This is a genomic window from Bradyrhizobium lablabi (assembly GCF_900141755.1).
GTDB classification, from domain to species: Bacteria; Pseudomonadota; Alphaproteobacteria; order Rhizobiales; family Xanthobacteraceae; genus Bradyrhizobium; species Bradyrhizobium lablabi_A.
Map to the genome: position 1 here is coordinate 7,777,823 of NZ_LT670844.1, position 17,639 is coordinate 7,795,461.

Annotated in this window: 25 protein-coding genes, 1 tRNA gene and 1 pseudogene; 13 read left to right on the top strand and 14 right to left on the bottom strand. The window is 60.9% G+C overall.

What is annotated here, in order from left to right; all coding sequences use genetic code 11:
- Positions 1 to 47: 47 nt before the first annotated feature.
- Both B5526_RS36520 and B5526_RS36525 read right to left on the bottom strand, forming a co-directional pair.
- Complete coding sequence (locus tag B5526_RS36520; protein ID WP_197688399.1) at positions 48 to 869, bottom strand: transglutaminase-like domain-containing protein; 822 nt, start codon at positions 867 to 869, stop codon at positions 48 to 50.
- A 271-nt stretch (positions 870 to 1,140) separates the two neighbouring features.
- Positions 1,141 to 1,356: a hypothetical protein gene (locus B5526_RS36525; RefSeq protein ID WP_079544457.1), complete on the bottom strand. Its 216-nt coding sequence runs from the start codon at positions 1,354 to 1,356 to the stop codon at positions 1,141 to 1,143.
- Positions 1,357 to 1,584: 228 nt separating this feature from the next.
- Between B5526_RS36525 and cysK the strand changes: the two genes are divergently transcribed.
- Positions 1,585 to 2,559, top strand: a complete 975-nt coding sequence (gene cysK, locus B5526_RS36530) for a cysteine synthase A (protein ID WP_079544458.1) — start codon at positions 1,585 to 1,587, stop codon at positions 2,557 to 2,559.
- A 2-nt stretch (positions 2,560 to 2,561) separates the two neighbouring features.
- The gene (locus B5526_RS36535; protein ID WP_079544459.1) at positions 2,562 to 2,801 is read left to right on the top strand and encodes a BrnA antitoxin family protein; all 240 of its coding nucleotides are present in this window, start codon (positions 2,562 to 2,564) and stop codon (positions 2,799 to 2,801) included.
- Positions 2,802 to 2,902: 101 nt separating this feature from the next.
- On the opposite strand, the gene B5526_RS36540 is transcribed toward B5526_RS36535, so the two are convergent.
- Together B5526_RS36540 and B5526_RS36545 are read right to left on the bottom strand one after the other, a co-directional pair.
- Positions 2,903 to 4,354: a caspase family protein gene (locus B5526_RS36540; protein ID WP_079544460.1), complete on the bottom strand. Its 1,452-nt coding sequence runs from the start codon at positions 4,352 to 4,354 to the stop codon at positions 2,903 to 2,905.
- A gap of 216 nt (positions 4,355 to 4,570) precedes the next feature.
- A complete protein-coding gene (locus B5526_RS36545) occupies positions 4,571 to 5,449 on the bottom strand; it encodes a DMT family transporter (RefSeq protein ID WP_079545971.1) in 879 nt (292 codons plus the stop codon).
- 257 nt (positions 5,450 to 5,706) lie between these two features.
- Between B5526_RS36545 and B5526_RS36550 the strand changes: the two genes are divergently transcribed.
- Together B5526_RS36550 and B5526_RS36555 are read left to right on the top strand one after the other, a co-directional pair.
- Entirely contained in the window at positions 5,707 to 6,105 is a 399-nt protein-coding gene (locus B5526_RS36550; protein ID WP_079544461.1) for a RidA family protein, read from the top strand.
- A gap of 11 nt (positions 6,106 to 6,116) precedes the next feature.
- Positions 6,117 to 6,320 carry a hypothetical protein gene (locus B5526_RS36555; RefSeq protein WP_079544462.1) on the top strand — a complete coding sequence of 68 codons (204 nt, stop codon included), beginning with the start codon at positions 6,117 to 6,119 and terminating at the stop codon, positions 6,318 to 6,320.
- Between the two features lie 133 nt (positions 6,321 to 6,453).
- Here B5526_RS36555 and B5526_RS36560 read toward each other — a convergent pair whose 3' ends face one another.
- The 5 genes from B5526_RS36560 to B5526_RS36580 all read right to left on the bottom strand — a co-directional run bounded on the left by B5526_RS36560 (position 6,454) and on the right by B5526_RS36580 (position 9,872).
- Complete coding sequence (locus B5526_RS36560; RefSeq protein WP_349642755.1) at positions 6,454 to 6,909, bottom strand: hypothetical protein; 456 nt, start codon at positions 6,907 to 6,909, stop codon at positions 6,454 to 6,456.
- 58 nt (positions 6,910 to 6,967) lie between these two features.
- A complete protein-coding gene (locus tag B5526_RS36565) occupies positions 6,968 to 7,327 on the bottom strand; it encodes a hypothetical protein (protein ID WP_079544464.1) in 360 nt (119 codons plus the stop codon).
- Positions 7,328 to 7,550: 223 nt separating this feature from the next.
- Positions 7,551 to 8,141 carry a formyltransferase family protein gene (locus B5526_RS36570; RefSeq protein WP_079544465.1) on the bottom strand — a complete coding sequence of 197 codons (591 nt, stop codon included), beginning with the start codon at positions 8,139 to 8,141 and terminating at the stop codon, positions 7,551 to 7,553.
- A 306-nt stretch (positions 8,142 to 8,447) separates the two neighbouring features.
- A complete protein-coding gene (locus tag B5526_RS36575; RefSeq protein WP_079544466.1) occupies positions 8,448 to 8,765 on the bottom strand; it encodes a helix-turn-helix domain-containing protein in 318 nt (105 codons plus the stop codon).
- Between the two features lie 849 nt (positions 8,766 to 9,614).
- Complete coding sequence (locus tag B5526_RS36580; RefSeq protein WP_079544467.1) at positions 9,615 to 9,872, bottom strand: hypothetical protein; 258 nt, start codon at positions 9,870 to 9,872, stop codon at positions 9,615 to 9,617.
- A gap of 242 nt (positions 9,873 to 10,114) precedes the next feature.
- Between B5526_RS36580 and B5526_RS36585 the strand changes: the two genes are divergently transcribed.
- On the top strand, positions 10,115 to 10,396 hold the full coding sequence (locus tag B5526_RS36585; protein WP_079544468.1) for a hypothetical protein: 282 nt from the start codon (positions 10,115 to 10,117) through the stop codon (positions 10,394 to 10,396).
- A 32-nt stretch (positions 10,397 to 10,428) separates the two neighbouring features.
- Here B5526_RS36585 and B5526_RS36590 read toward each other — a convergent pair whose 3' ends face one another.
- On the bottom strand, positions 10,429 to 10,629 hold the full coding sequence (locus B5526_RS36590; RefSeq protein ID WP_079544469.1) for a hypothetical protein: 201 nt from the start codon (positions 10,627 to 10,629) through the stop codon (positions 10,429 to 10,431).
- An 813-nt stretch (positions 10,630 to 11,442) separates the two neighbouring features.
- Between B5526_RS36590 and B5526_RS39840 the strand changes: the two genes are divergently transcribed.
- From B5526_RS39840 to B5526_RS38255, 6 genes and pseudogenes are all read left to right on the top strand, one after another.
- On the top strand, positions 11,443 to 11,673 hold the full coding sequence (locus tag B5526_RS39840) for a GCG_CRPN prefix-to-repeats domain-containing protein (RefSeq protein WP_079544471.1): 231 nt from the start codon (positions 11,443 to 11,445) through the stop codon (positions 11,671 to 11,673).
- Positions 11,674 to 11,930: 257 nt separating this feature from the next.
- Positions 11,931 to 12,023: pseudogene (locus B5526_RS39330) on the top strand (IS5/IS1182 family transposase); the annotation flags it as partial.
- Positions 12,024 to 12,221: 198 nt separating this feature from the next.
- On the top strand, positions 12,222 to 12,551 hold the full coding sequence (locus tag B5526_RS36605) for an ArsR/SmtB family transcription factor (protein ID WP_079544472.1): 330 nt from the start codon (positions 12,222 to 12,224) through the stop codon (positions 12,549 to 12,551).
- The gene (locus B5526_RS36610; protein ID WP_079544473.1) at positions 12,548 to 13,012 is read left to right on the top strand and encodes an SRPBCC family protein; all 465 of its coding nucleotides are present in this window, start codon (positions 12,548 to 12,550) and stop codon (positions 13,010 to 13,012) included. Before B5526_RS36605 ends, B5526_RS36610 begins: the two co-directional genes overlap by 4 nt.
- 49 nt (positions 13,013 to 13,061) lie before the next feature.
- Positions 13,062 to 13,478 carry a GFA family protein gene (locus tag B5526_RS36615; protein WP_079544474.1) on the top strand — a complete coding sequence of 139 codons (417 nt, stop codon included), beginning with the start codon at positions 13,062 to 13,064 and terminating at the stop codon, positions 13,476 to 13,478.
- Between the two features lie 577 nt (positions 13,479 to 14,055).
- Complete coding sequence (locus B5526_RS38255) at positions 14,056 to 14,658, top strand: hypothetical protein (RefSeq protein ID WP_154071631.1); 603 nt, start codon at positions 14,056 to 14,058, stop codon at positions 14,656 to 14,658.
- A gap of 196 nt (positions 14,659 to 14,854) precedes the next feature.
- Here B5526_RS38255 and B5526_RS36620 read toward each other — a convergent pair whose 3' ends face one another.
- Both B5526_RS36620 and B5526_RS36625 read right to left on the bottom strand, forming a co-directional pair.
- A complete protein-coding gene (locus B5526_RS36620; RefSeq protein ID WP_079536390.1) occupies positions 14,855 to 15,712 on the bottom strand; it encodes an IS3 family transposase in 858 nt (285 codons plus the stop codon).
- Positions 15,709 to 16,110, bottom strand: a complete 402-nt coding sequence (locus tag B5526_RS36625) for a helix-turn-helix domain-containing protein (RefSeq protein WP_079536392.1) — start codon at positions 16,108 to 16,110, stop codon at positions 15,709 to 15,711. The genes B5526_RS36620 and B5526_RS36625 overlap by 4 nt, the downstream gene beginning before the upstream one ends.
- A 100-nt stretch (positions 16,111 to 16,210) precedes the next feature.
- Here B5526_RS36625 and B5526_RS36630 point away from each other — a divergent pair, with 100 nt between their 5' ends.
- Both B5526_RS36630 and B5526_RS36635 read left to right on the top strand, forming a co-directional pair.
- A complete protein-coding gene (locus tag B5526_RS36630; protein WP_154071632.1) occupies positions 16,211 to 16,417 on the top strand; it encodes a hypothetical protein in 207 nt (68 codons plus the stop codon).
- Positions 16,418 to 16,570: 153 nt separating this feature from the next.
- Positions 16,571 to 16,834 carry a DUF3551 domain-containing protein gene (locus B5526_RS36635; RefSeq protein WP_079544476.1) on the top strand — a complete coding sequence of 88 codons (264 nt, stop codon included), beginning with the start codon at positions 16,571 to 16,573 and terminating at the stop codon, positions 16,832 to 16,834.
- 220 nt (positions 16,835 to 17,054) lie between these two features.
- Here the strand turns inward: B5526_RS36635 and B5526_RS36640 are convergent, their stop codons facing one another.
- Positions 17,055 to 17,321, bottom strand: coding sequence for a hypothetical protein (locus tag B5526_RS36640; RefSeq protein ID WP_349642756.1), 267 nt, complete (start codon positions 17,319 to 17,321; stop codon positions 17,055 to 17,057).
- Positions 17,322 to 17,497: 176 nt separating this feature from the next.
- A tRNA-Lys gene (locus B5526_RS36645) sits at positions 17,498 to 17,573 on the bottom strand.
- Positions 17,574 to 17,639 lie beyond the last annotated feature (66 nt).

The window sequence follows — 17,639 nt, forward strand, 5'->3', positions numbered from 1 at the left end:
AACCAATTGCAGCCGACGAGTGTTCTTCTTTCTCCTGCATCGGCTCCTTACAGCTCCTGCAGGCAGTTGAGCTCGGCGTTGAACACGGTTCCTGGCACGCTCACTCGCTCATCGCAATAGAGCGCACTGAGTTCGTCGACGTGAGCATCAGGCTCGAGGCTAACAATTGCCAGCCGATCGAAAAAGGCGAGATCCAGCTCGCTGTCTTGCCGGCGCATTGCGCCCCAAACGTCCCACGGCAGCATCTCACGGTTGTTCAACGCGGCGACGTCGCGGACGAGGTTGCCCGCAATGAACCAAAGTCCGTGCATGTCGAGGATGCCGAAGGCACTCGGATCGGTCCTTCCGCAACGGCAGAGCGACCAGGCATCGCCCGCGACCACGAACTGATCCCGCGGGACGTCTGCTGTATCGAACCCGATCCTGAAGAGTTCGCGTTGGCGATTGTCGATCTGTGAATCGAACAATACCCAACATTTCTTTCCTTCGTTCCAGTATTCAGTTACCCAATGGTCGAGGTATTTACCCTTTTCGAAATAGGCGCCGAAGCCGCAGCGGGCGCGCGCCGGAATGCCCTGCGTGCGTAACATCGCCACGTGAAGAAGCGTGAAGTGCCTGCAGACACCGACTTGCCGCTCGTTGGTAGCTCGCGCTGCAGAAAGCGGCCGGCCGTCGCGCGTTACGATGTCACCCAAAATCTTCTCGACATCGCGAACATGCGACTGAGCTTGCTGGTCGCGGCTTAGCGTCACGCCGTAGGCAGGGGCAACGTGCTGATGGATCAGCAGACCCTGCACAGTCTCCGCGAGCGCGCCGGTGTCGCGCGGCAAGCCGTCGAATAGAGCGGCGTGGCGCCCGGGATCGCTCATGGCAATCGGTCTCCTGTACCGATCGAAGTTCATCCGAAGAGTCTCTCGCAAACCACCGTCCGGAGCTTCCCATTGCAGACAAGCTGCTCCACCACGGGCCAGCTTATCGCAAATTGAGCTTCCCCCCATCACCCAGATGAGAAAGCGAGGGTCGGCTTGTGGGCACTTTTCAGACCTGAGGTGATGTCTGATCTGAGTCCGCAATGCGCACCAAAGCGGACGTCCAACGACGCCTACGGATTAGTGAAGTTCGGGGCCTATCGTCAGAAGCTCAGTTGCAGGCAAACCGCCGCAGCGCATGTTTGGTTACGAAACCGTAACCACAGGTATCGCAGGTCCAGAGATAGCTGATGACGTTGTCGGAAACGTAAGCGGATGCTTCCGCGGCCACCATGGAATCTGCGCACACCGGGCAGGTCGGCATATCGCATCCGCGCGGGTCGGGATGACGCGTCTCGGTCGACAGAACTGCAGCGACAGCTGACATCGTGACCTCCCTGCTTGCGATCTGAACCAGCAGCCTAACATAAACCGATTTGTTTGACGATGTCGCAACACAAATACGTTGGTTTTACGTTATTTGGCCGCGTTAAGGCTTTTGCATTGCAGCGAATTCCTTGGTTTCGCGTTTCTTACTTGCACATCGGCGTGAGCTGTCCCTAATGAAGAAGACCCGCTAATTTCGGCCACATCGCAGCCCACACAGGAGTTCATTATGGATGCGCCAGCTACGAGTGCAGTGCACCGTCCCGGCCGCGGCAGGGTCTTCGACTCGATCGTGGATGCCGTCGGCGACACGCCGATCGTCCGCCTCCGCAAATTGCCGCAGGCGCACGGCGCGCACGCGACCATCCTCGCCAAGCTCGAATATTTCGCGCCGGCCGCGAGCGTGAAGGACCGCATCGGGGCTGCGATGGTGATCGCGATGGAGAAGGCCGGACAGATCAACGCCGATACCGTGCTGATCGAGCCGACCTCGGGAAACACCGGAATTGCGCTCGCGTTCGTGGCGGCGTCCCGCGGTTATCGCTTAAAACTCGTGATGCCGGAATCGATGTCGATCGAGCGGCGCAAGATGCTGGCATTTCTCGGCGCCGAAATCATCCTGACGCCGGCCGCCCAGGGCATGAAGGGCGCGATCGCGACCGCCGAAGAGCTGGTGCGCACGACGCCCAATTCGGTGATGCCGCAGCAGTTCAAGAATCTCGCCAATCCCGAAATCCACCGCCGCACCACCGCGGAGGAAATCTGGAACGATACCGGCGGCAACATCGACTACTTCGTCGCGGGCGTCGGCACCGGCGGCACCATCACCGGCGTCGGGCAGGTGCTCAAACCGCGAAAACCCTCACTGCGCGTCGTCGCCGTGGAACCGGAGGAAAGCCCGGTGCTGTCAGGCGGCCAGCATTCCCCGCACAAGATCCAGGGTATTGGCGCCGGCTTCATTCCGGACATCCTGGACCGCTCCGTGATCGACGAGATCGTCAAGATCAACAGCGGAACCGCGATCGAGACCACGCGCGCGCTGGCGCGCAACGAAGGCATTCCCGGCGGCATTTCCTCAGGTGCCGCGATCGCGGCCGCGCTGCAAATCGGCAAACGCCCGGAAGCCGCCGGCAAGACCATTTTGGCGATCGTGCCCTCGTTTGCCGAGCGCTATCTGTCGACTGCGCTGTTTGAAGGAATCTAGCCGTGCCCGACCAGCCGAGACGCCCGAGAACCCTCAACGATGCCCGCACCGAAGCCGAGGCCGCGTTCAAGCGGACCACCGCCAAGGTGCCGGAGGCGCCGCCGAAGCCAACCGCGCTTCCCGGCGTCAAGGAACTGGTTTCGCTGCGGATCGATCAGGACGTGCTCGAATACTTCCAGGAGGGCGGGCCGGGTTGGCAGGACCGCATCAACGAGGCGCTGAGAAAGGCCGCGGGGAAATAGACCCGTCGCGGCCGAGACAGAGAAAAGGCCGCAACAGAAAAAAAGCCCGGGATCAACCCGGGCTTTTTTCGTCGGAGCGCAAAACAGGCGGGTCGGGTCGATCAGTGCCGGAACATGCCGCCCATCATGCCGCCCATCACGCCGCCGATGAAGCCGCCGGGATTGCCACCGCCACCGCCACCGCCGCCGCCGCCGCCACCACTGCGACGGCCGCCGCCACCGCCGCCTCCGCTGCTGTGGCGGCGGGTCGCGCGATCGTCCGAGGAATCATCGCTCGAACTAGTTGATGTCGTTGCGACGATTTCGCTGAGCAGCGCCTTGTGCTGGAACTTGTTGAGGAAGCCGCTGGTGGGATAACCGCGGGCGGCTTGCCAGCGCCTGATCACGGAGCGGGTATCGTCATCGAACTTGCCCGTCACCTTGGTGTCGAAGCCGAGTCCGTTCAGCCGGCGCTGCACGTCGCGGCGCTGGCCCTTGTCGAGGCTGATCTGGTCTTCCGTGACCTGGTTGGCCTCCGCGGTGAAGGTCGCGGGATCGATGCCGGTGGTCAGGTTGCGCGTGGTGGTCGACGGGCCGTTCTCCAGCGAGGCGATCCGGGCCAGCGCCAGCGATTTGAACTGGCCGTTGGGATAGGCGGAAAGATAAGCGTTGAGTTCTTCCGGCTTGTTGGATTCCTTGACCGAGCGCCAAAACTCGAGTTCGACGTCGGTACCACCAGACGTTGAGGCGAGGGCCGGCGTCGAAGGCGTCGGCGCGGCAGCGGCCGCGCCGGGCGCAGGGGCCGCAACCGGGTTCAGATACACCGCGCCGATCAGGTTGGTGTGGCCCCAGGGCAATTGACCCTTGTTGGTCTCTTCATTGACCTGGGCGCGGACCTCGGTCATCGCCTGCTGGATCTCGACGCCGGGCTGGGTGACGTGGGCGATCAGCGCGCGGGTGAACGGGCTGTTGGTGCCTTCCTGGCCATCGAGCGCGGTTTGCCCCGGACCGGTCGCGAATGCGATCAGCGTGCCTTCGCCGGATTGCATTTCGGCAAGCCCCGACTGCACCGATACGCTGCGGGTGGTGGCGTTCGATTTGATCTTGGCGGCAAACGGATTGTCGCGGCAGGCATCGAGGAACACCAGCTTGACCTTGGCGTCGCTCATGGTCTGGTCGAGCGTGAGGTCGATATTGATCGCCGCGCCGAGCTTGACGTCCATTTCCGATTTGATGTCGGCATCGATCGGCAGCAGATAATTGATGCCGTTAACGGCGATGCCGTGCCCGGCATAGAAAAATACCGCGACGTCGGCGCCTTGAGTCTTCTTGCCGAAGTCGAGCAGCTTTTCCGTCATCTTGTCGCGGGTAAGATTGGTGCCTTCGACGACCTCGAAGCCGACATTGCGAAGGGCGGCTGCCATCGCCTTGGCATCGATCGGCGGGTTCGGAAGTGGCGCGACATTCTTGTAGGCGCCGTTGCCGACCACAAAGGCGACGCGTCGGTCGGCCTTGGCGGCTTGCGCCGTGAACAACATGCAGATCAGGGAAAGTATGACGGTGAGATAGCGCATCTGAAATCCCCAGGTCGAAACGAAACGTAGAATCGAATATTTTAGGGCGCTAACGCGTTTGCAGCAGACTACACGAAAAAACCACACTTCGCGCCACAAAAAATCAGGCATGCCCAAATCTTGATGACGATCATCCGTGGAACTCACGGTATTTAATCGCTGCGTTGGCCTGCGTGATTTAGATCACATCGTTTTGGCGGCGGATAATGGGATCGCTCAGGCTGAAACGCGCGCGGGCGCGGGATCGGCGGCTTTCAAATTCAGCAGATTACCGGTGAGGATCAAGGCCGCGCCGAGCAAGGTGAAGAGGTCGAGGCGCTCCGAATAAATCAGCCAGCCCGCGGTCGCCGTCAGCGGAACGCGCAAAAAGTCCATCGGCAGCACCACGGTGGCATCGGCATACAGCATCGCGCGCGCCATGCAGTAATGCGAAAACGTCCCGCAGAAAGCGATCACCACGATGAAGCCCCAGGCATAGGCGCTCGGCCATTGCCAGACATACAGCGCGGGCAAAAATCCGGCCGCGGCCTGGATCAGCAGCATCCAGAAGATAATCGAAAGCGTGCTTTCGGTACGGGTCAAGGACTTCATCATGGCGATCGAGATGCCGAAGGCGACAGCGGCGGCGAGCGCTATCAACTGTCCGGGATTGATCTCAGAGGTCCCGGGGCGGACGATGATGATGACCCCGACCAGGCCGAGCACGATCGCCGTGGTTTTCCAGACCGTCATACGCTCGCCGAGAAAGGTTGCGGCAAGGATCGCGGTCCAGATCGGCATGGTGAATTCGATCGACACCACCTGGCCGAGCGGAATCAGCGTCAGCGCGAAGAACCAGCCGATCTGCCCGGCATAGTGAACGAGATTGCGCCCGATATGCTGCAGCGGCCGCGATGTCCACATGGCCGCAAGCCCGCCATTGACGTGGATCAACGGCGACAGCATCAGAAGGCCGAGGATCGAGCGGGCCTCCATGACCTCGAATACGTTGAGTTCACGCGTCGTCTCGCGCCCGGCGACCGCGATCATCAGCATCAGCGCCAGCCAGCCCGCCATCCACAGCGCCGCCATCGGTTTGGAAGGTGTTCGGTCCATCAGCGGGAAGTGTTTTGGGCGCGGCAGGCGCGGGAGGTTTTCTGGGGGAAACGGCAGGCCGGTATCGGCGACCTCGCCCTGATTTGCAACGCGCAAATATGCTGACGCAGTGATGCGCGCGGCCTGCAAACGGTGCTATGGGATTTGCCCGTCATTCCGGGGCGCGTCGAAGACGCGAACCCGGAATCTCGAGATTCCGGGTCTGGTCCTTCGGACCATCCCGGAATGACGATCCCAAAATTCTGGAGGACCTGCTTATGCGTATCCTGCAACCCGCCGAGTGGACAAAACCGCGCGGCTTTTCGCACGGCGTCGAGGTCGAGGGTCCCGGCCGCTGGATCGTGCTGGCCGGCCAGACCGGCGGTGACGAGAAGGGCGAATATCAGTCCGATATGGCCGCGCAGGTCGGCACCGCGTTGCGGCGGATCATCAAGCTGCTTGGCGAAGCCGGCGCCGGTCCCGAGCACATTGTTCGCCTGACCTGGTATCTGACGAGCCGCAGCGAATATGAGGCCGCGGGCGCCGGCATCGGTGCGGCCTGGCGCGAGACGCTGGGGCGAAACTTTCCGCCCTCGACCTTGCTCTACATCTCCGGCCTGGTCGATGAGCGCGCCAAGGTCGAGATCGAAGTCACCGCGTTTGTGCCGGCCGCATAGGAATTCGCGACATGACCACCAAGCGATCGACATCGGCGGATTTCGTCACGGCCTTTGCCACCGGCTGGCCCGAGCAACAGCCCGATATCATGGTGCTGTCGCTGACCACGCAAAAAGGCGTTCATGATTTTGCGCTCAACAAGGAGCAGGCGCTGTTGATCGCCAAGACCATGAAGGAAACGGCCGCCCGGCTGGCGAAGCCCAAAACGAGCTAGGGCCGGCCGGCCAGCCGGTACTGTCAACCCAGCTAAAGCATGATCCGGAAAAGTGGGTACCGGTTTTCCGAAAAGATCATGCTCAGACAAACAGATAGAGCGGGATGACGATTCGGAGAAAAGTCATCACGCTCTACGAGCGCGACAACGTGATATTGGCGCCTCTGAACTGGCTCTCGGCTCTGATGATGACCGACTGCCGGTTGCCGTGCGTCGTCAATGAAATGTTCGAGTTAAATCCGGGTGCGCTGGCGATCACCTGGAAATTGCCGTTGGCACCGCGTCCTTCGAGGTTACCGTTAACGCCGCGGCTGCTTTCGCTCCACGTTCCCGAAAGGGCGCCGCGGTCGGCAACCACATTGGCTCTGAGGTCGAATTTGTAGCTGTCGCTGGCGCAGGTCAGGGTCAGATTGAGGCCGGACCCACCGGCGCCGACGGCATAGCCGGCGCGGCAGCGGATTCGCTCGCTCGAGCCGTCGTCGAGCGTCACGCTTCCACCGCCCGACCAGTTGCCGGCCATGCCGGCGAACGGGCCCGCCTGCGCATAGCTGGCGGTGCTGGATACGCTGGCCGCGACCAGCGCGACCATTGCAAATATCAATCGCCTGATGACCACGAGGGCAGGCGCCGCTCGGCTTGCTTTATTGTTATTGGCGGGACGCTTCCCACCGGCCGCTGCACGGGATGCCCGCAGATGCCCCATTCCATTTCCCCGATCCGGTGTTGCCGCTGAGTTGACCATTGGCATATGCACCACGAATTGTAACACGGACAAGACCTTCGTGCCCGATGCTGCCGGTCACATCCGCGCCAGGTGCGGAGATTTTACCATCCGTGACCGTGAGCGTCGAACTCGTCGAGGGTTCGCAATTGCCGCTCTTGGTCACGACGGTGACATGCCAGAGCCCGTCGTAAGGGGTCTGGGCGATGGCGGGAACGGCGGTGAGGGCGGCGGCGGAAGCGAATGCGGAAGCAAGAAATACCTTACCAATGCGGTTTTGACGCATGAATCAAATCCCTGTTTTTTTGTGTGATGGCGCGGCTTATTCGGTCACATTGTGTTCAAAGTTTGCTGCGCTGCGCCAACTCCGATTGTTCCCATCGAATCAAATATTTGATCTGTGAATTAGTTCCCGGCCCGGAACAGAAAGCCAGGGGTTTGCGCGCACAAAAATGCGGCACGAGCAACTTAGGGTATGATGCTACCCTGGGAGGCTTCGGAAGAAAACTCTACTTCGGAAGGCTCGGCGCCAGCGTGGCGAATTGCTCATCCTGGGGTTTTGCCAGCAGGCTATGGTGGGCCTTGGCATAGTCGATGACTTCGCCCAGGAGTTTTTGGCCGAGCGGCGCCAGCGCGCGCTCCCACAGCTCGCGCGCGGTTTCGCCCTTTTTCACAAAACACCATTCCTGGGCGGCGATCGCGCCGGCGTCCATGCGGTCGGCGAGATGGTAGACGGTGCCGCCGGCGATCGGATCGCCCTCCTTGATGGTCCATTCCACCGCCGCGATGCCGCGGTGCCGCGGCAGCAGCGAGGGGTGATAGCCGATTCCGCCCAATTTCGCCGCCGCCAGCGCTTCCTGGCTGATGCGGGCGTGGCTATGCGCGGTGACGATCAGGTCGGTGCCCTCGGCGATTTCGGAAGCCGTCACGAGCTTGGGGCTTTCCTGCACCTTGACCTCGACACCGGCGGCGATTGCCGCGGCGGCGAGCCGGTCGTCGGCATCGGCGACGACCACCCTGGCGATCTCGACATCGTGTTGGCGCAGCATATTGAAGGTCGTCACGCCAAAATGGCGCGAGCCGACGAGCGTAATCCGCATGGTGATTTTTCCATCAGGCGAGGTGTCTGTTCCCCGTCGATAACACGTCGCCCGCCGCGGGGGCCACGGGTTATCAACGACAAAAGACCGCCCGGAGGCGGCCTTTCCCCAATCCCTCGTCCGTTTTCCGGCTCTAGGGACAGGCGTCCCAAAAACCCTGGGTCTTGGTCATGTCGGTGTAATACCAGCAGTAACCGGCGACGGGCGGCGTGCCATAGCGAATTTCTGGCAAAGGCCCCACCCGCAAGCTACGCCATACACATGCGGGATCGGGGATTGGCGGTGTCCGGTCGGCGCGAAAGCGCCTCAGCCGAGCCGGCGGCGGACTTCGTCGCGCATCTTTTCGCGGAATTCCTCGCGACGCGCCGGTCTCTCACGCTCGGGGATATTGTGGCGGTCGAAGACGTTGAAATTGTCCAGGATCGGGTGACGGTCGCTGGCCATCGCCAGGATGCGAAGCAATTCGCCGGCCGGCCCGCTCGGGCCGGAGATTTCCCAGCGCCGGATGGTGTCGGCGCCGCCGCCCTCGAGCCCGCAGAGTTTTGCCATGTCGGCGGCCGACAGGCTCTTGCCGATGGCATCACCGAGATCGCTGCGAAGCTGTTTGAGTTCGGGGCCGGTCATCGAGGCTGATCCATCCTAGGCGATGGACACCCAACCGACACACAAAGATGGCGAAGGCGAGGACCGCCGGGCCATGCCGGCAATTATCCACGCTCCGGTTTGGCGATCAGGCCCAGAGGCTATTCAGTCCGCGCTGTTTGCGGGCGGCGGCCCGATAATTCCTGCAAGCGTGGTGGTAAATCAGGCCGATGATGATGTCCCACATGACCAAACCTCGTTGTTCGGATGGGGCCGTTGATAACAGCCTTTGGTTTCCGGCGACCTTCGTGCGCCGACAAAATGGCTTCGTCGGTGCGGCGGATTGTTTCGCGCGGACTGGCCGCAAGAAACCTTTTCGCTGCGTTGCGATGAGGTTTAGGGAAAGATCCGGCTTCGTCCGTATTCTGCCGGATAGCCCAACGGCCAAGTGTCGCTCTATTAATTTCGACCAGGTCGGGCAGAGTTGATCGTGAGACCACCACGATTTCAATCGCGCGACAGGGACCGCCGGCGTATCGAGGGGGCGCCGGCGGTCCCGCTTCCCGCGCTATGCCCCGCGCGCTCAAGCATTGCGGTCGAGGGCATTACGATCGAGGGCATTACGATCGAGCGCTTGCAGGATTGCCGTGAGGCTTTGCGGCCGGCTCGGCCGGACGGTCACTCGGCGAGGAATGACGTCGACAGAAGTTAGCGGGAACAATTGTTAGAGCAGAATTCTTGAAATGGTCGGGTGCCTCGCCGCCGGGGTGATTCCCGGCCTGGAACGGTCCCAGCTCGCCCCCTTCGCTGGGGCCGTTTCTTTGGACCCTGAAGCCGCAAATGCCGCCCGCGTCAGCGGCCTTCCTGAGTGGTGCAGGGTGAGCTTCGTCGTCAGAGCAGTTTTGCGCGCACGAACAGCGCGCGAAGCGCGTTGGTGGCCTGAGCGCTCAGCATCGCATTTTCGGCGGCTGCTGTCAGAGCGGCCTTTGCCTCGTCGTGCAGAGACTGGAACTCCATCCACTCGAATGTACTGAGCCGGGTTATGAATCGGTAAGCTTGCCCGACGGTCGCAATCGCAATCGGCTCACCGTCCAGCTTGATCCGGAACGATGCCATGAGAGGTGTCTCGGATTTGGATACTTCGCTCATGCTCCGCTAGGGTATCCTAGCCCAATATTTCGTTTCAAAAAATCGACTTGGCGGAATGACCTCGACCCCATGATTAAAAGTCACGCGCTCTACCGCGTGGGCTCCGCGCGCAGTTAGCCGCGTTGTGCAGGGGTCCTGATAACATGCAATTTAATGGTGTCTGCGGATTGCGAAACTACATCCGCTTGAGGCGCATCGTCGATCAACCGTTACGTTGCTCGCGTTCTCGAAGGATTATCGGCATGAAAAAGCCTTCCGTTCTTTGCGTCGCCCTTTGCGTCAGCCTTTCGACCACCGCTGCGTTTGCCCGAGGCGGCGGTACGGGATCGCATATGTCCGTAACCGGCGGCGCCTTCGGCACCAGCGCCGCTGCGCCGGGCACCAACTCACTGGGCACGGCGCTCTCGTCATCCGGCACCGGTCATGGCCCGATGAAAGGGCCGCTGCTTGGCACCAATCCCGCTATCGACCGCGAAGACGCAAAGGTCGAAAAGATGATAGATTCGATTTGCCGCGGCTGTTGATCCGGGAGCCCTGCTGGCTGCGACGACGCGGTCTAGGCCGCGAATGCCCGGCGCGCGGCCGCGGCCAGCATTTGCTCGGCCTGGAGCGTCAGTTGGGACCCTTTGACGAAACCAATTCGCTTCAAGGTAAGGAGCGCAACGGCGTCGCAGAGCTCGGTGGAAACGCCTTCCGCCAGCATCGCGATGGTGCGCTGCTCATCCTTATCAAGATCAGTCCATGAAATGCCGTCCATCGCGCCCCTCGGATATTCAATCCCTGCGACGATGATTCGAATGAAGAGTTTAAGAATTTATTAAAATGGTCTGGGCTGTGAAAATTCCGCGCCGCCATTGAATGAGTTAGCCCGGCGAGTGGGCGGAACCGGGCGCCTTCGCCGCCACGTCGACAGCAGTGAGAAGCGTCGGCAATGGGCGATAGGCGCGCTTGCGGGGCCTGTGAATTCATGCGCAGCAAGTTGTTGTCAACGCTTCGAATTCAAGCGTTTCGGGACTGTGGATATGCTGCGGATAACTTGCCCCGCGACAGACCAGGCCGATCGTTGACGCGCTTGCGGGTCAGGGCGGGCATGCGCCCACGGTTCCGCAGATTTGACCGAGCGTGAAGGCGCTACGGCTTGGGGCCGCGGCCGCCCGTGCGCAAATGGTCAGCTGATAGCCCTTGCGCGATAACCGACCGGAGCAATGCGATGCGATCCGTTTTGGCCTTAGGCCTCTTGATCACTTTGTGTGCTTCTGCCGACGCCGCGACGGTGCATCGCCCCAATCCGCTCGCACGCGCGCACCAGCGTGTTACCGTGCGTCCGAGCCAACGCGTTACCCCCCGGACGACGACTTTTGCAATTCCTGGTTGGACCGACGAACAGACCCGGTACTGGCTGGACAACGCCAGCCGCGGCTCTCACGAAGGCTGATAGACGCCTCGAATTCAAGCGTTTCGGGATTACGGATATGCGGCAGGCGTAGCAGGCGGAATTGCGAATCCGCGGCCAAGCCCCATCTCTTTTCCAACGGTCTGTCCCGGGCGCGCCCCAATCCATGGAGGAAACATGAGGAACCTTTTCGTGGCAGTTCTGTTCGCCAGCAGCCTCTCAACCTTCGGCGCGGCCAATGCCGCAGATGCATGCGGCCCTGGCTGCCATAGCACAGCCAGCGGCGCGTGCGTCATCGACGGGTGGGGCGCTACCGCAGCTCGCAACGAGTGCCCCGCCGGGGCTCGGCCACGCCCCCCGTGCGCACGTGATTATGCCTGGCGATACGGGGCCTGTTTCGAGAGGTGAAGGGCGGCCGGATAGGGGGACATTGAGCGAACCGGTCGATGCGATCACGCCGGGGCGGGCGCTGGCCTGTTTTAACCCTTGGTCGCCTAGTTTGAATTTTGCAGTGGCCTAACAGGACCTATTGAACCGGTTGCGGATATGACGATCAGTTGATTCATTGCGGCGCGAGGAGGCGCTGCAATGAGTGATTTGATTTGGTTGTCGGATGCGCATATGCGCCGGATCGAGCGGCATTTCCCGCGGTCTCACGGTGTGCCGAGGGGCGCCGCATCCACACCCGCTATGACCGCTGCGCCCACACCTTCATGTCCGCGATCTGTATCGCCGCCGCCGTAACCTTCTGGCTCTGATCAATGAGTCCTGAGCCTAGCGATACGAAGCGTAGTCTCGCGTCGAGCACGGCGGCGCGCAGCGATCACGCCCCAGTGGCCTCATTTTTTTGCTCGCTGAGCAGCGCGAACGCGCCACCAACAGAGTGGCGTATTGACGGACCATCAATCGAACCAATTAGTATTGACTCATCAATTAGCGTACGCTATTGGTTGCCCATGACCGAAGCCGCTCCCATCAACGCCGTCATGCGCGCGCTTGCCGATCCCACACGGCGGGCCGTGTTTGAGCAGGTCGTCAGCTCTGACGAGATCACCGTCGTCGAACTGACGCGAGGGAGCGGCGTGACGCAGGGCGCCATTTCTCAACACCTCAAGGCCCTGAAGCAGGCCGGCCTGGTCGCCGAGCGCCCCGAAGGCCGGAAAGTCTATTACCGCGCCCAGCCGAAAGGCCTCGAGCCGCTGGTCGACTGGATGAGCCATTACGGCGTCTTCTGGCGCGAACGCTTTGCAAATCTCAGAACACTGCTGAAGGAAATTGATCCATGAACGACGCCGCATTGAAGCCCGACACGCAAGACATAGTGGTCGACGAGGTTTTCCCACATACGCCGGAGACGATCTGGAAAACGCTGACCACGGCCAATTTGATGGGCCGCTGGCTGATGATGCCGGCCGGCTTCGAGCCCGTGGAAGGCAAACACTTCACCTACCAGACCACACCGGCCGGCGCGTGGGACGGCACCATTCACTGCCAGGTGCTGGAGGTGAAGCCGAACGAACGTTTTGCCTATGCCTGGAAAGGCGGGCTTGAGGGAAACGTCGGATACGGCTCACGGCTCGACACCGTGGTCACGTTCATCCTTTCCAAGGTCGAAAACGGCACGCGCCTCCGCCTCGTCCATTCCGGCTTCGTCCTGCCGAAGAACGATACTGCCTTCAAGAACATGAGCGAAGGCTGGAAGAAGGTAGTCCAGAACATTGGCGCTATCGTCGACGGGAAGGACTGACGCGACGGAAATCGCCGTGGCCAATGCAGCGCTTTATTGGGAGAGAGACATGAGCAAGCCTTACACCGGCGGATGCGCCTGCGGCGCGATCCGCTATGAAATCTCGGCCGAGCCGATTGCGATGAACGACTGCCAGTGCCGCGACTGCCAGAGTACGAGCGGCACCGGGCACGGATCCTATCTGACCTTCCCGAGCAGGGAGGCGGTGAAGCTCGAGGGCGAAGCGACGCATTGGGACATGGTCGGCGACAGCGGGAACGTGAAGACGCGCGGCTTCTGCCCCGCCTGCGGGTCGCCTGTCTATCTGACCTTCTCGGCCATGCCGGACCTCTTCACCATTCACGCCGCGAGCCTCGACGATCCAGGCCGATACGAGCCGCAGATGGTGACGTACACGGTGCGCAGTCATGCCTGGGACCGGCTCGATCCGGCCGTGCCGAAATTCGAGAAGATGCCGCCGATGTGAAGCTATTGCCGCCGTCCGTTCTGCGTAGAACTACTGAGATTTGCTTGTGCAGAATTGGGTGCTGCCATGTCTTGCTGCCCTGCCTTGAAGAGATGGCCATGAAAGCCTGGCTAAGCCAGGCAGACGGGATAGGCCGGGTCGTAAGTCTGGGCGCGAGCCAACGGCGCTGCCGAAACCGCTGCAATCGTCAAAATCGCCAACGCCAGAATGCGCATCAGAATCCCCCTCGAAGATTGACGAATTGCGGTGACAGTGCGTTCAACTCCGTTTTGCCGGGGAGATTCCCGAGATTCTCGACTTTCCAAATTGAGTGCACTGTCGCCGTAATTCCGAAATTTCAATCAATGACGTGATAGCGCCGGCGCCGAACGGTCGGCAACCGGCGGCAGATCGCCTCACACGCGAGACGCCTGAGAATAACTGAACATTAACCATATAAGCCCATGATTTAAGTCGAAATTGGGTGGGCAATCGCGCGAGAGTCGTCGCTGGATCGTCCACGCTGCGGCTCTTTTTTGTTTTGTTGATCGGCGGCGAGGAAAAATCTTGCGACTGGGCTGACACGTAAGGAACGCAGGTGGCGGAAACACCGGATAAGGAAACGCAAGGAGATAAACAGCCTGAGGCGGCACGGCTGGGGGCTTCGAGCCGAGTGGCGATAGTGGTGTCCTTATCCGCCTTGGCCGTCATTGGCGCGGCCACTGCCAATGCTTTGCCGAATTTCCATCGCTTCTCTTTGCCGCATTTCAATCGCCTTTCTTTGCCGAATTTCAATGGCTTCTCTTTGCCGGATTTCAATCGCTTCGCTGCACAGTCTCCACATGAGACGGTTTCAGCCCCGATACCAGATCCCGCCGTCAGCGCGACACTGAAGGATATTCAGTTGTCGCAGCAGCAAAACGCAGCTGTGTTGGTGTCGCTCGCGCAGAGCTCCGCAACTCAACAGGCGGATTTGAAAAGAATATCCCGTCAACTCTCCTCGCTAGCGGCGCAGGCGGACGCTCTGCAGAGTGCGATGACGCCGTTGACGACTTCCAGCATCCCACATCCAAATCCTCGCACTCGGGTCCTCGGGACGTCGCGAAAAATAATTTCTCCACTGCCTAAACCTGTCGGCCCTGTTTCGGTCGGAGGCGCCCCGCTGAGTCCTGCGCCGGCACCGGGCTCGGGCGCAGGTTAGCTTTGGTTTCGCGCCTCAAACCTGTGAACATCGATCCAGAAGACCTGGCTAACGCAGAAGAATTGCGGTGACATTCAACTATCGTTCTGCCGGGGGCGATCCCCCGAGGTTCTCGACTTTCCAAATTGAATGCACTGGACTGCACCCCTGGAACGAGACACGATAATTTCTGTGACAGTGCGGTTGCCATGATGCGTTATCGTGGTTTGTTTTGCGCGAACGCGGTTTCGAACTCAAGGGGCGATTGGTACCCGAGCGCCGAGTGCAACCGGTCCTTGTTGTAGACTTCTGCGATGAAGCTATTGATTCGGCGGCGGGCGTCACTGAGGTCGGCGAAGGCCTTGCCGTCGATCTCTTCGGTCTTCAGCGTCTTCATGAAGCTCTCGGCCTTGGCGTTGTCGAAGGGATTGCCCGGTCTGCTCATGCTGATGGTGATGTCGCGATCGGCCAGCCGTTGGCGATAGGCGATGGAGGCGTATTGCACCCCGCGATCGGAGTGATGGATCAGGCTGCCGGGTTGCGGCTTTCGGGCATCGATGGCTGTCTCCAGCGCGGCGATGGCGAGTGAGGCATCGAGCGTGTTCTCAAAAGCCCAGCCCACGGCCTTGCGCGAGAAGGCGTCGAGAATAACGGCGAGATAGGCGAAGGCTCTGGCGAGATGCACATAAGTGATGTCGGCGACCCAGATTTGATCAGGCGCTGACGGAACAAGGCCGCGCACCAGATTGGGCACGATGAGAAAGGCCGAGGGGCGGTCGGCTGGTGGCTTCAGGAACGGCGCCTTGCGCTGGGCCAGGAGATTGTCCTCGCGCATAAGCCGCTGAACTTTCTTGGCATTCACCACCATGCCCTGCCGTCTGAGGGCCGCTGTCACCCGCCTATAGCCATAGAAGCGGTGCTTGAGGCAAATGCGCTGGATAACGTCGCGCAACTCGCACTCAGCCGCCTCACCGCTGCGTCCGGCAAGGTGCCGGTAATACGTCGCGCGCGGCAGGCCTGCGAGCCTGCACAGGTGCAGCACATCGGCGTGCGAACCGGCCGCTTCTAGCGTCATGGCTTCAATAACTTCGATGATGCGGATGCGGGTTTGCCTTGCGCTGCCGGCCGCTCCAAGGCGCGCAAGGCTTTTCGAAAAAAATCGATGTCCAGTTGCTGGCGGCCCACCAGCCGTTCAAGCTCGGCGATGCGCGCGCTCGCCTGGGCGAGCGCAGAGCGTTTTTTGTCATCCGCCTGTAGCGGCCTGAGCCTGCGGGGGCCAGGCTTGGGCCCGCGCTTGCGATTCAACCCCTCAGGCCCATGGGCCTTCCACGCCTTGATCCAGTCATGCAGAAGCTTGCGCGATATCCCAAGCTTGCGGGCCACAGGCAGAACGCCTTCGCCTCCTTCAGCAAGCTTGATCGCCTTCAATTTGTACGCCGTCGGAAACTGACGGATCTTTCCTTTTGCTGCCACAGGTCATCCTCGAAATGCCTGTCACAGAAATTATCGTGTCTCGTTCCAGGGGTGCAGTCCAGCACTGTCACCGTAATTCTCGTAATTCGAAAACCTCGAGGTGTCAGCTGCAGACATGCCGCAGAAGGCCGCGGCCGTGTACATGATCACGCAAGCTCGGCATTTCCTGGCGCGGCATCCCATCGGCGAAGTCACAGTGCTCGAGGCGCTGCGGCCGATGCTGAGAGGATTGATCCGCGAGCATGCCGAGTTCGCCGCCAAGGATTGGGAAGCGCCGATCTGCACCATGCCCTTCTACGCGGCCTAAAGATCAGCGCCAGCGCCGTTCACGAAGCCGCCGGGCTCGCCCGGCGGCTTTTTTGTTGCTCGGCCGTCGGCGAATCGCCAACGCGCGAACGTGAATTGACTTCGAACAACCAGGTCCGTCTGCTGCGCCGCGCATGTGTTGAAGGAGGTACTGATGCGCAATCTGGTTTTGGCCATATTGGCGATCGGGGCGGCCTCAATAGCCGGGCCGGCGGCGGCCCAAACATACGACCCGGACTATCCGGTTTGCCTGCACGTGTATGGACCGGCCACCTATTACGAATGCCGCTATACGTCGCTGGCCCAATGCAACGCGTCGGCATCGGGCCGCGGCGCCCAGTGCGTCATCAGTCCATATTTTGCGAGCGTGCAAGTGCCCGCGGGACCACATTATCGGCGGCATCCCCGCGTCTACTAAATGCGCTTCTGACAAAGCATTTCAAGCGCGCTTACGGCATTACTCCGCTGCAATTTGCCAAAGCTGCCGCGCCAAGGGCGTGAAAATCAGGCCCAGGGCAAACCGTAGTTCGTTATTTTGACCGGGGCGGTGAGGAGATTGGTAGCCGCCGGCTCGAAAACGTGTCCTGAGGCCCCGCAGCCCGTCACGGATCCCGCGCCAGCTTGCGGCGTCCCCAAGGTCATTCCCCATCTAGGTTTCTCGTCAGGTATCCCAGCATGGCCTTGCAGGCTTCTTCGGCCTCAGCAAGCGTTTTAAAGGGCGAGCCGCCAACCCGGATGGCGGCCGTGTTTTGAGAAAGCGAGCGCCACGATGCCACATAGCCGGGCGGTCCGTGAAAGCCGGGACCGCCGCGGCTCTCATAACTGATCACGAAGGAAAAGCCGTCGCTGCTCGCGTTCCATATTCCCATGTCCTCGACGGGACCAACGACGCGGTTGAACTGCATAGCCATTCCACCGGGTGAGGGTGGGCATGCGCCATCAAAACGCGACGCTTGCCGGCTGGCAAATTAGATTCGCAAATTTCGTTCTCAGAAAAACGGACACGGAACGGACACGGTCAAACCGTCTGCGACGAGAAAGAAGCGGCCAAGCTATAAACTGCTGCGACTGTTAGATATTTTGGTGAGCGCGGAGGGACTCGAACCCTCGACCCCATGATTAAAAGTCACGTGCTCTACCGCCTGAGCTACGCGCTCACGTGAGGCGCTGTGTAGGGGGCAGCTTGGTGCGGGTCAATAGCGCCAGTTGCCGCAAACGGAGCG

Bases quoted from the DNA above. Each gene is read 5' to 3' on its own strand.
- B5526_RS36520 (WP_197688399.1), bottom strand. From the start codon at position 869: ATGAGCGATCCCGGGCGCCACGCCGCTCTATTCGACGGCTTGCCGCGC.
- B5526_RS36525 (WP_079544457.1), bottom strand. From the start codon at position 1,356: ATGTCAGCTGTCGCTGCAGTTCTGTCGACCGAGACGCGTCATCCCGAC.
- cysK (WP_079544458.1), top strand. From the start codon at position 1,585: ATGGATGCGCCAGCTACGAGTGCAGTGCACCGTCCCGGCCGCGGCAGG.
- B5526_RS36540 (WP_079544460.1), bottom strand. From the start codon at position 4,354: ATGCGCTATCTCACCGTCATACTTTCCCTGATCTGCATGTTGTTCACG.
- B5526_RS36545 (WP_079545971.1), bottom strand. From the start codon at position 5,449: ATGGACCGAACACCTTCCAAACCGATGGCGGCGCTGTGGATGGCGGGC.
- B5526_RS36550 (WP_079544461.1), top strand. From the start codon at position 5,707: ATGCGTATCCTGCAACCCGCCGAGTGGACAAAACCGCGCGGCTTTTCG.
- B5526_RS36555 (WP_079544462.1), top strand. From the start codon at position 6,117: ATGACCACCAAGCGATCGACATCGGCGGATTTCGTCACGGCCTTTGCC.
- B5526_RS36560 (WP_349642755.1), bottom strand. From the start codon at position 6,909: ATGGTCGCGCTGGTCGCGGCCAGCGTATCCAGCACCGCCAGCTATGCG.
- B5526_RS36565 (WP_079544464.1), bottom strand. From the start codon at position 7,327: ATGCGTCAAAACCGCATTGGTAAGGTATTTCTTGCTTCCGCATTCGCT.
- B5526_RS36570 (WP_079544465.1), bottom strand. From the start codon at position 8,141: ATGCGGATTACGCTCGTCGGCTCGCGCCATTTTGGCGTGACGACCTTC.
- B5526_RS36575 (WP_079544466.1), bottom strand. From the start codon at position 8,765: ATGACCGGCCCCGAACTCAAACAGCTTCGCAGCGATCTCGGTGATGCC.
- B5526_RS36580 (WP_079544467.1), bottom strand. From the start codon at position 9,872: ATGAGCGAAGTATCCAAATCCGAGACACCTCTCATGGCATCGTTCCGG.
- B5526_RS36585 (WP_079544468.1), top strand. From the start codon at position 10,115: ATGAAAAAGCCTTCCGTTCTTTGCGTCGCCCTTTGCGTCAGCCTTTCG.
- B5526_RS36590 (WP_079544469.1), bottom strand. From the start codon at position 10,629: ATGGACGGCATTTCATGGACTGATCTTGATAAGGATGAGCAGCGCACC.
- B5526_RS39840 (WP_079544471.1), top strand. From the start codon at position 11,443: ATGAGGAACCTTTTCGTGGCAGTTCTGTTCGCCAGCAGCCTCTCAACC.
- B5526_RS36605 (WP_079544472.1), top strand. From the start codon at position 12,222: ATGACCGAAGCCGCTCCCATCAACGCCGTCATGCGCGCGCTTGCCGAT.
- B5526_RS36610 (WP_079544473.1), top strand. From the start codon at position 12,548: ATGAACGACGCCGCATTGAAGCCCGACACGCAAGACATAGTGGTCGAC.
- B5526_RS36615 (WP_079544474.1), top strand. From the start codon at position 13,062: ATGAGCAAGCCTTACACCGGCGGATGCGCCTGCGGCGCGATCCGCTAT.
- B5526_RS36620 (WP_079536390.1), bottom strand. From the start codon at position 15,712: ATGACGCTAGAAGCGGCCGGTTCGCACGCCGATGTGCTGCACCTGTGC.
- B5526_RS36635 (WP_079544476.1), top strand. From the start codon at position 16,571: ATGCGCAATCTGGTTTTGGCCATATTGGCGATCGGGGCGGCCTCAATA.
- B5526_RS36640 (WP_349642756.1), bottom strand. From the start codon at position 17,321: ATGCAGTTCAACCGCGTCGTTGGTCCCGTCGAGGACATGGGAATATGG.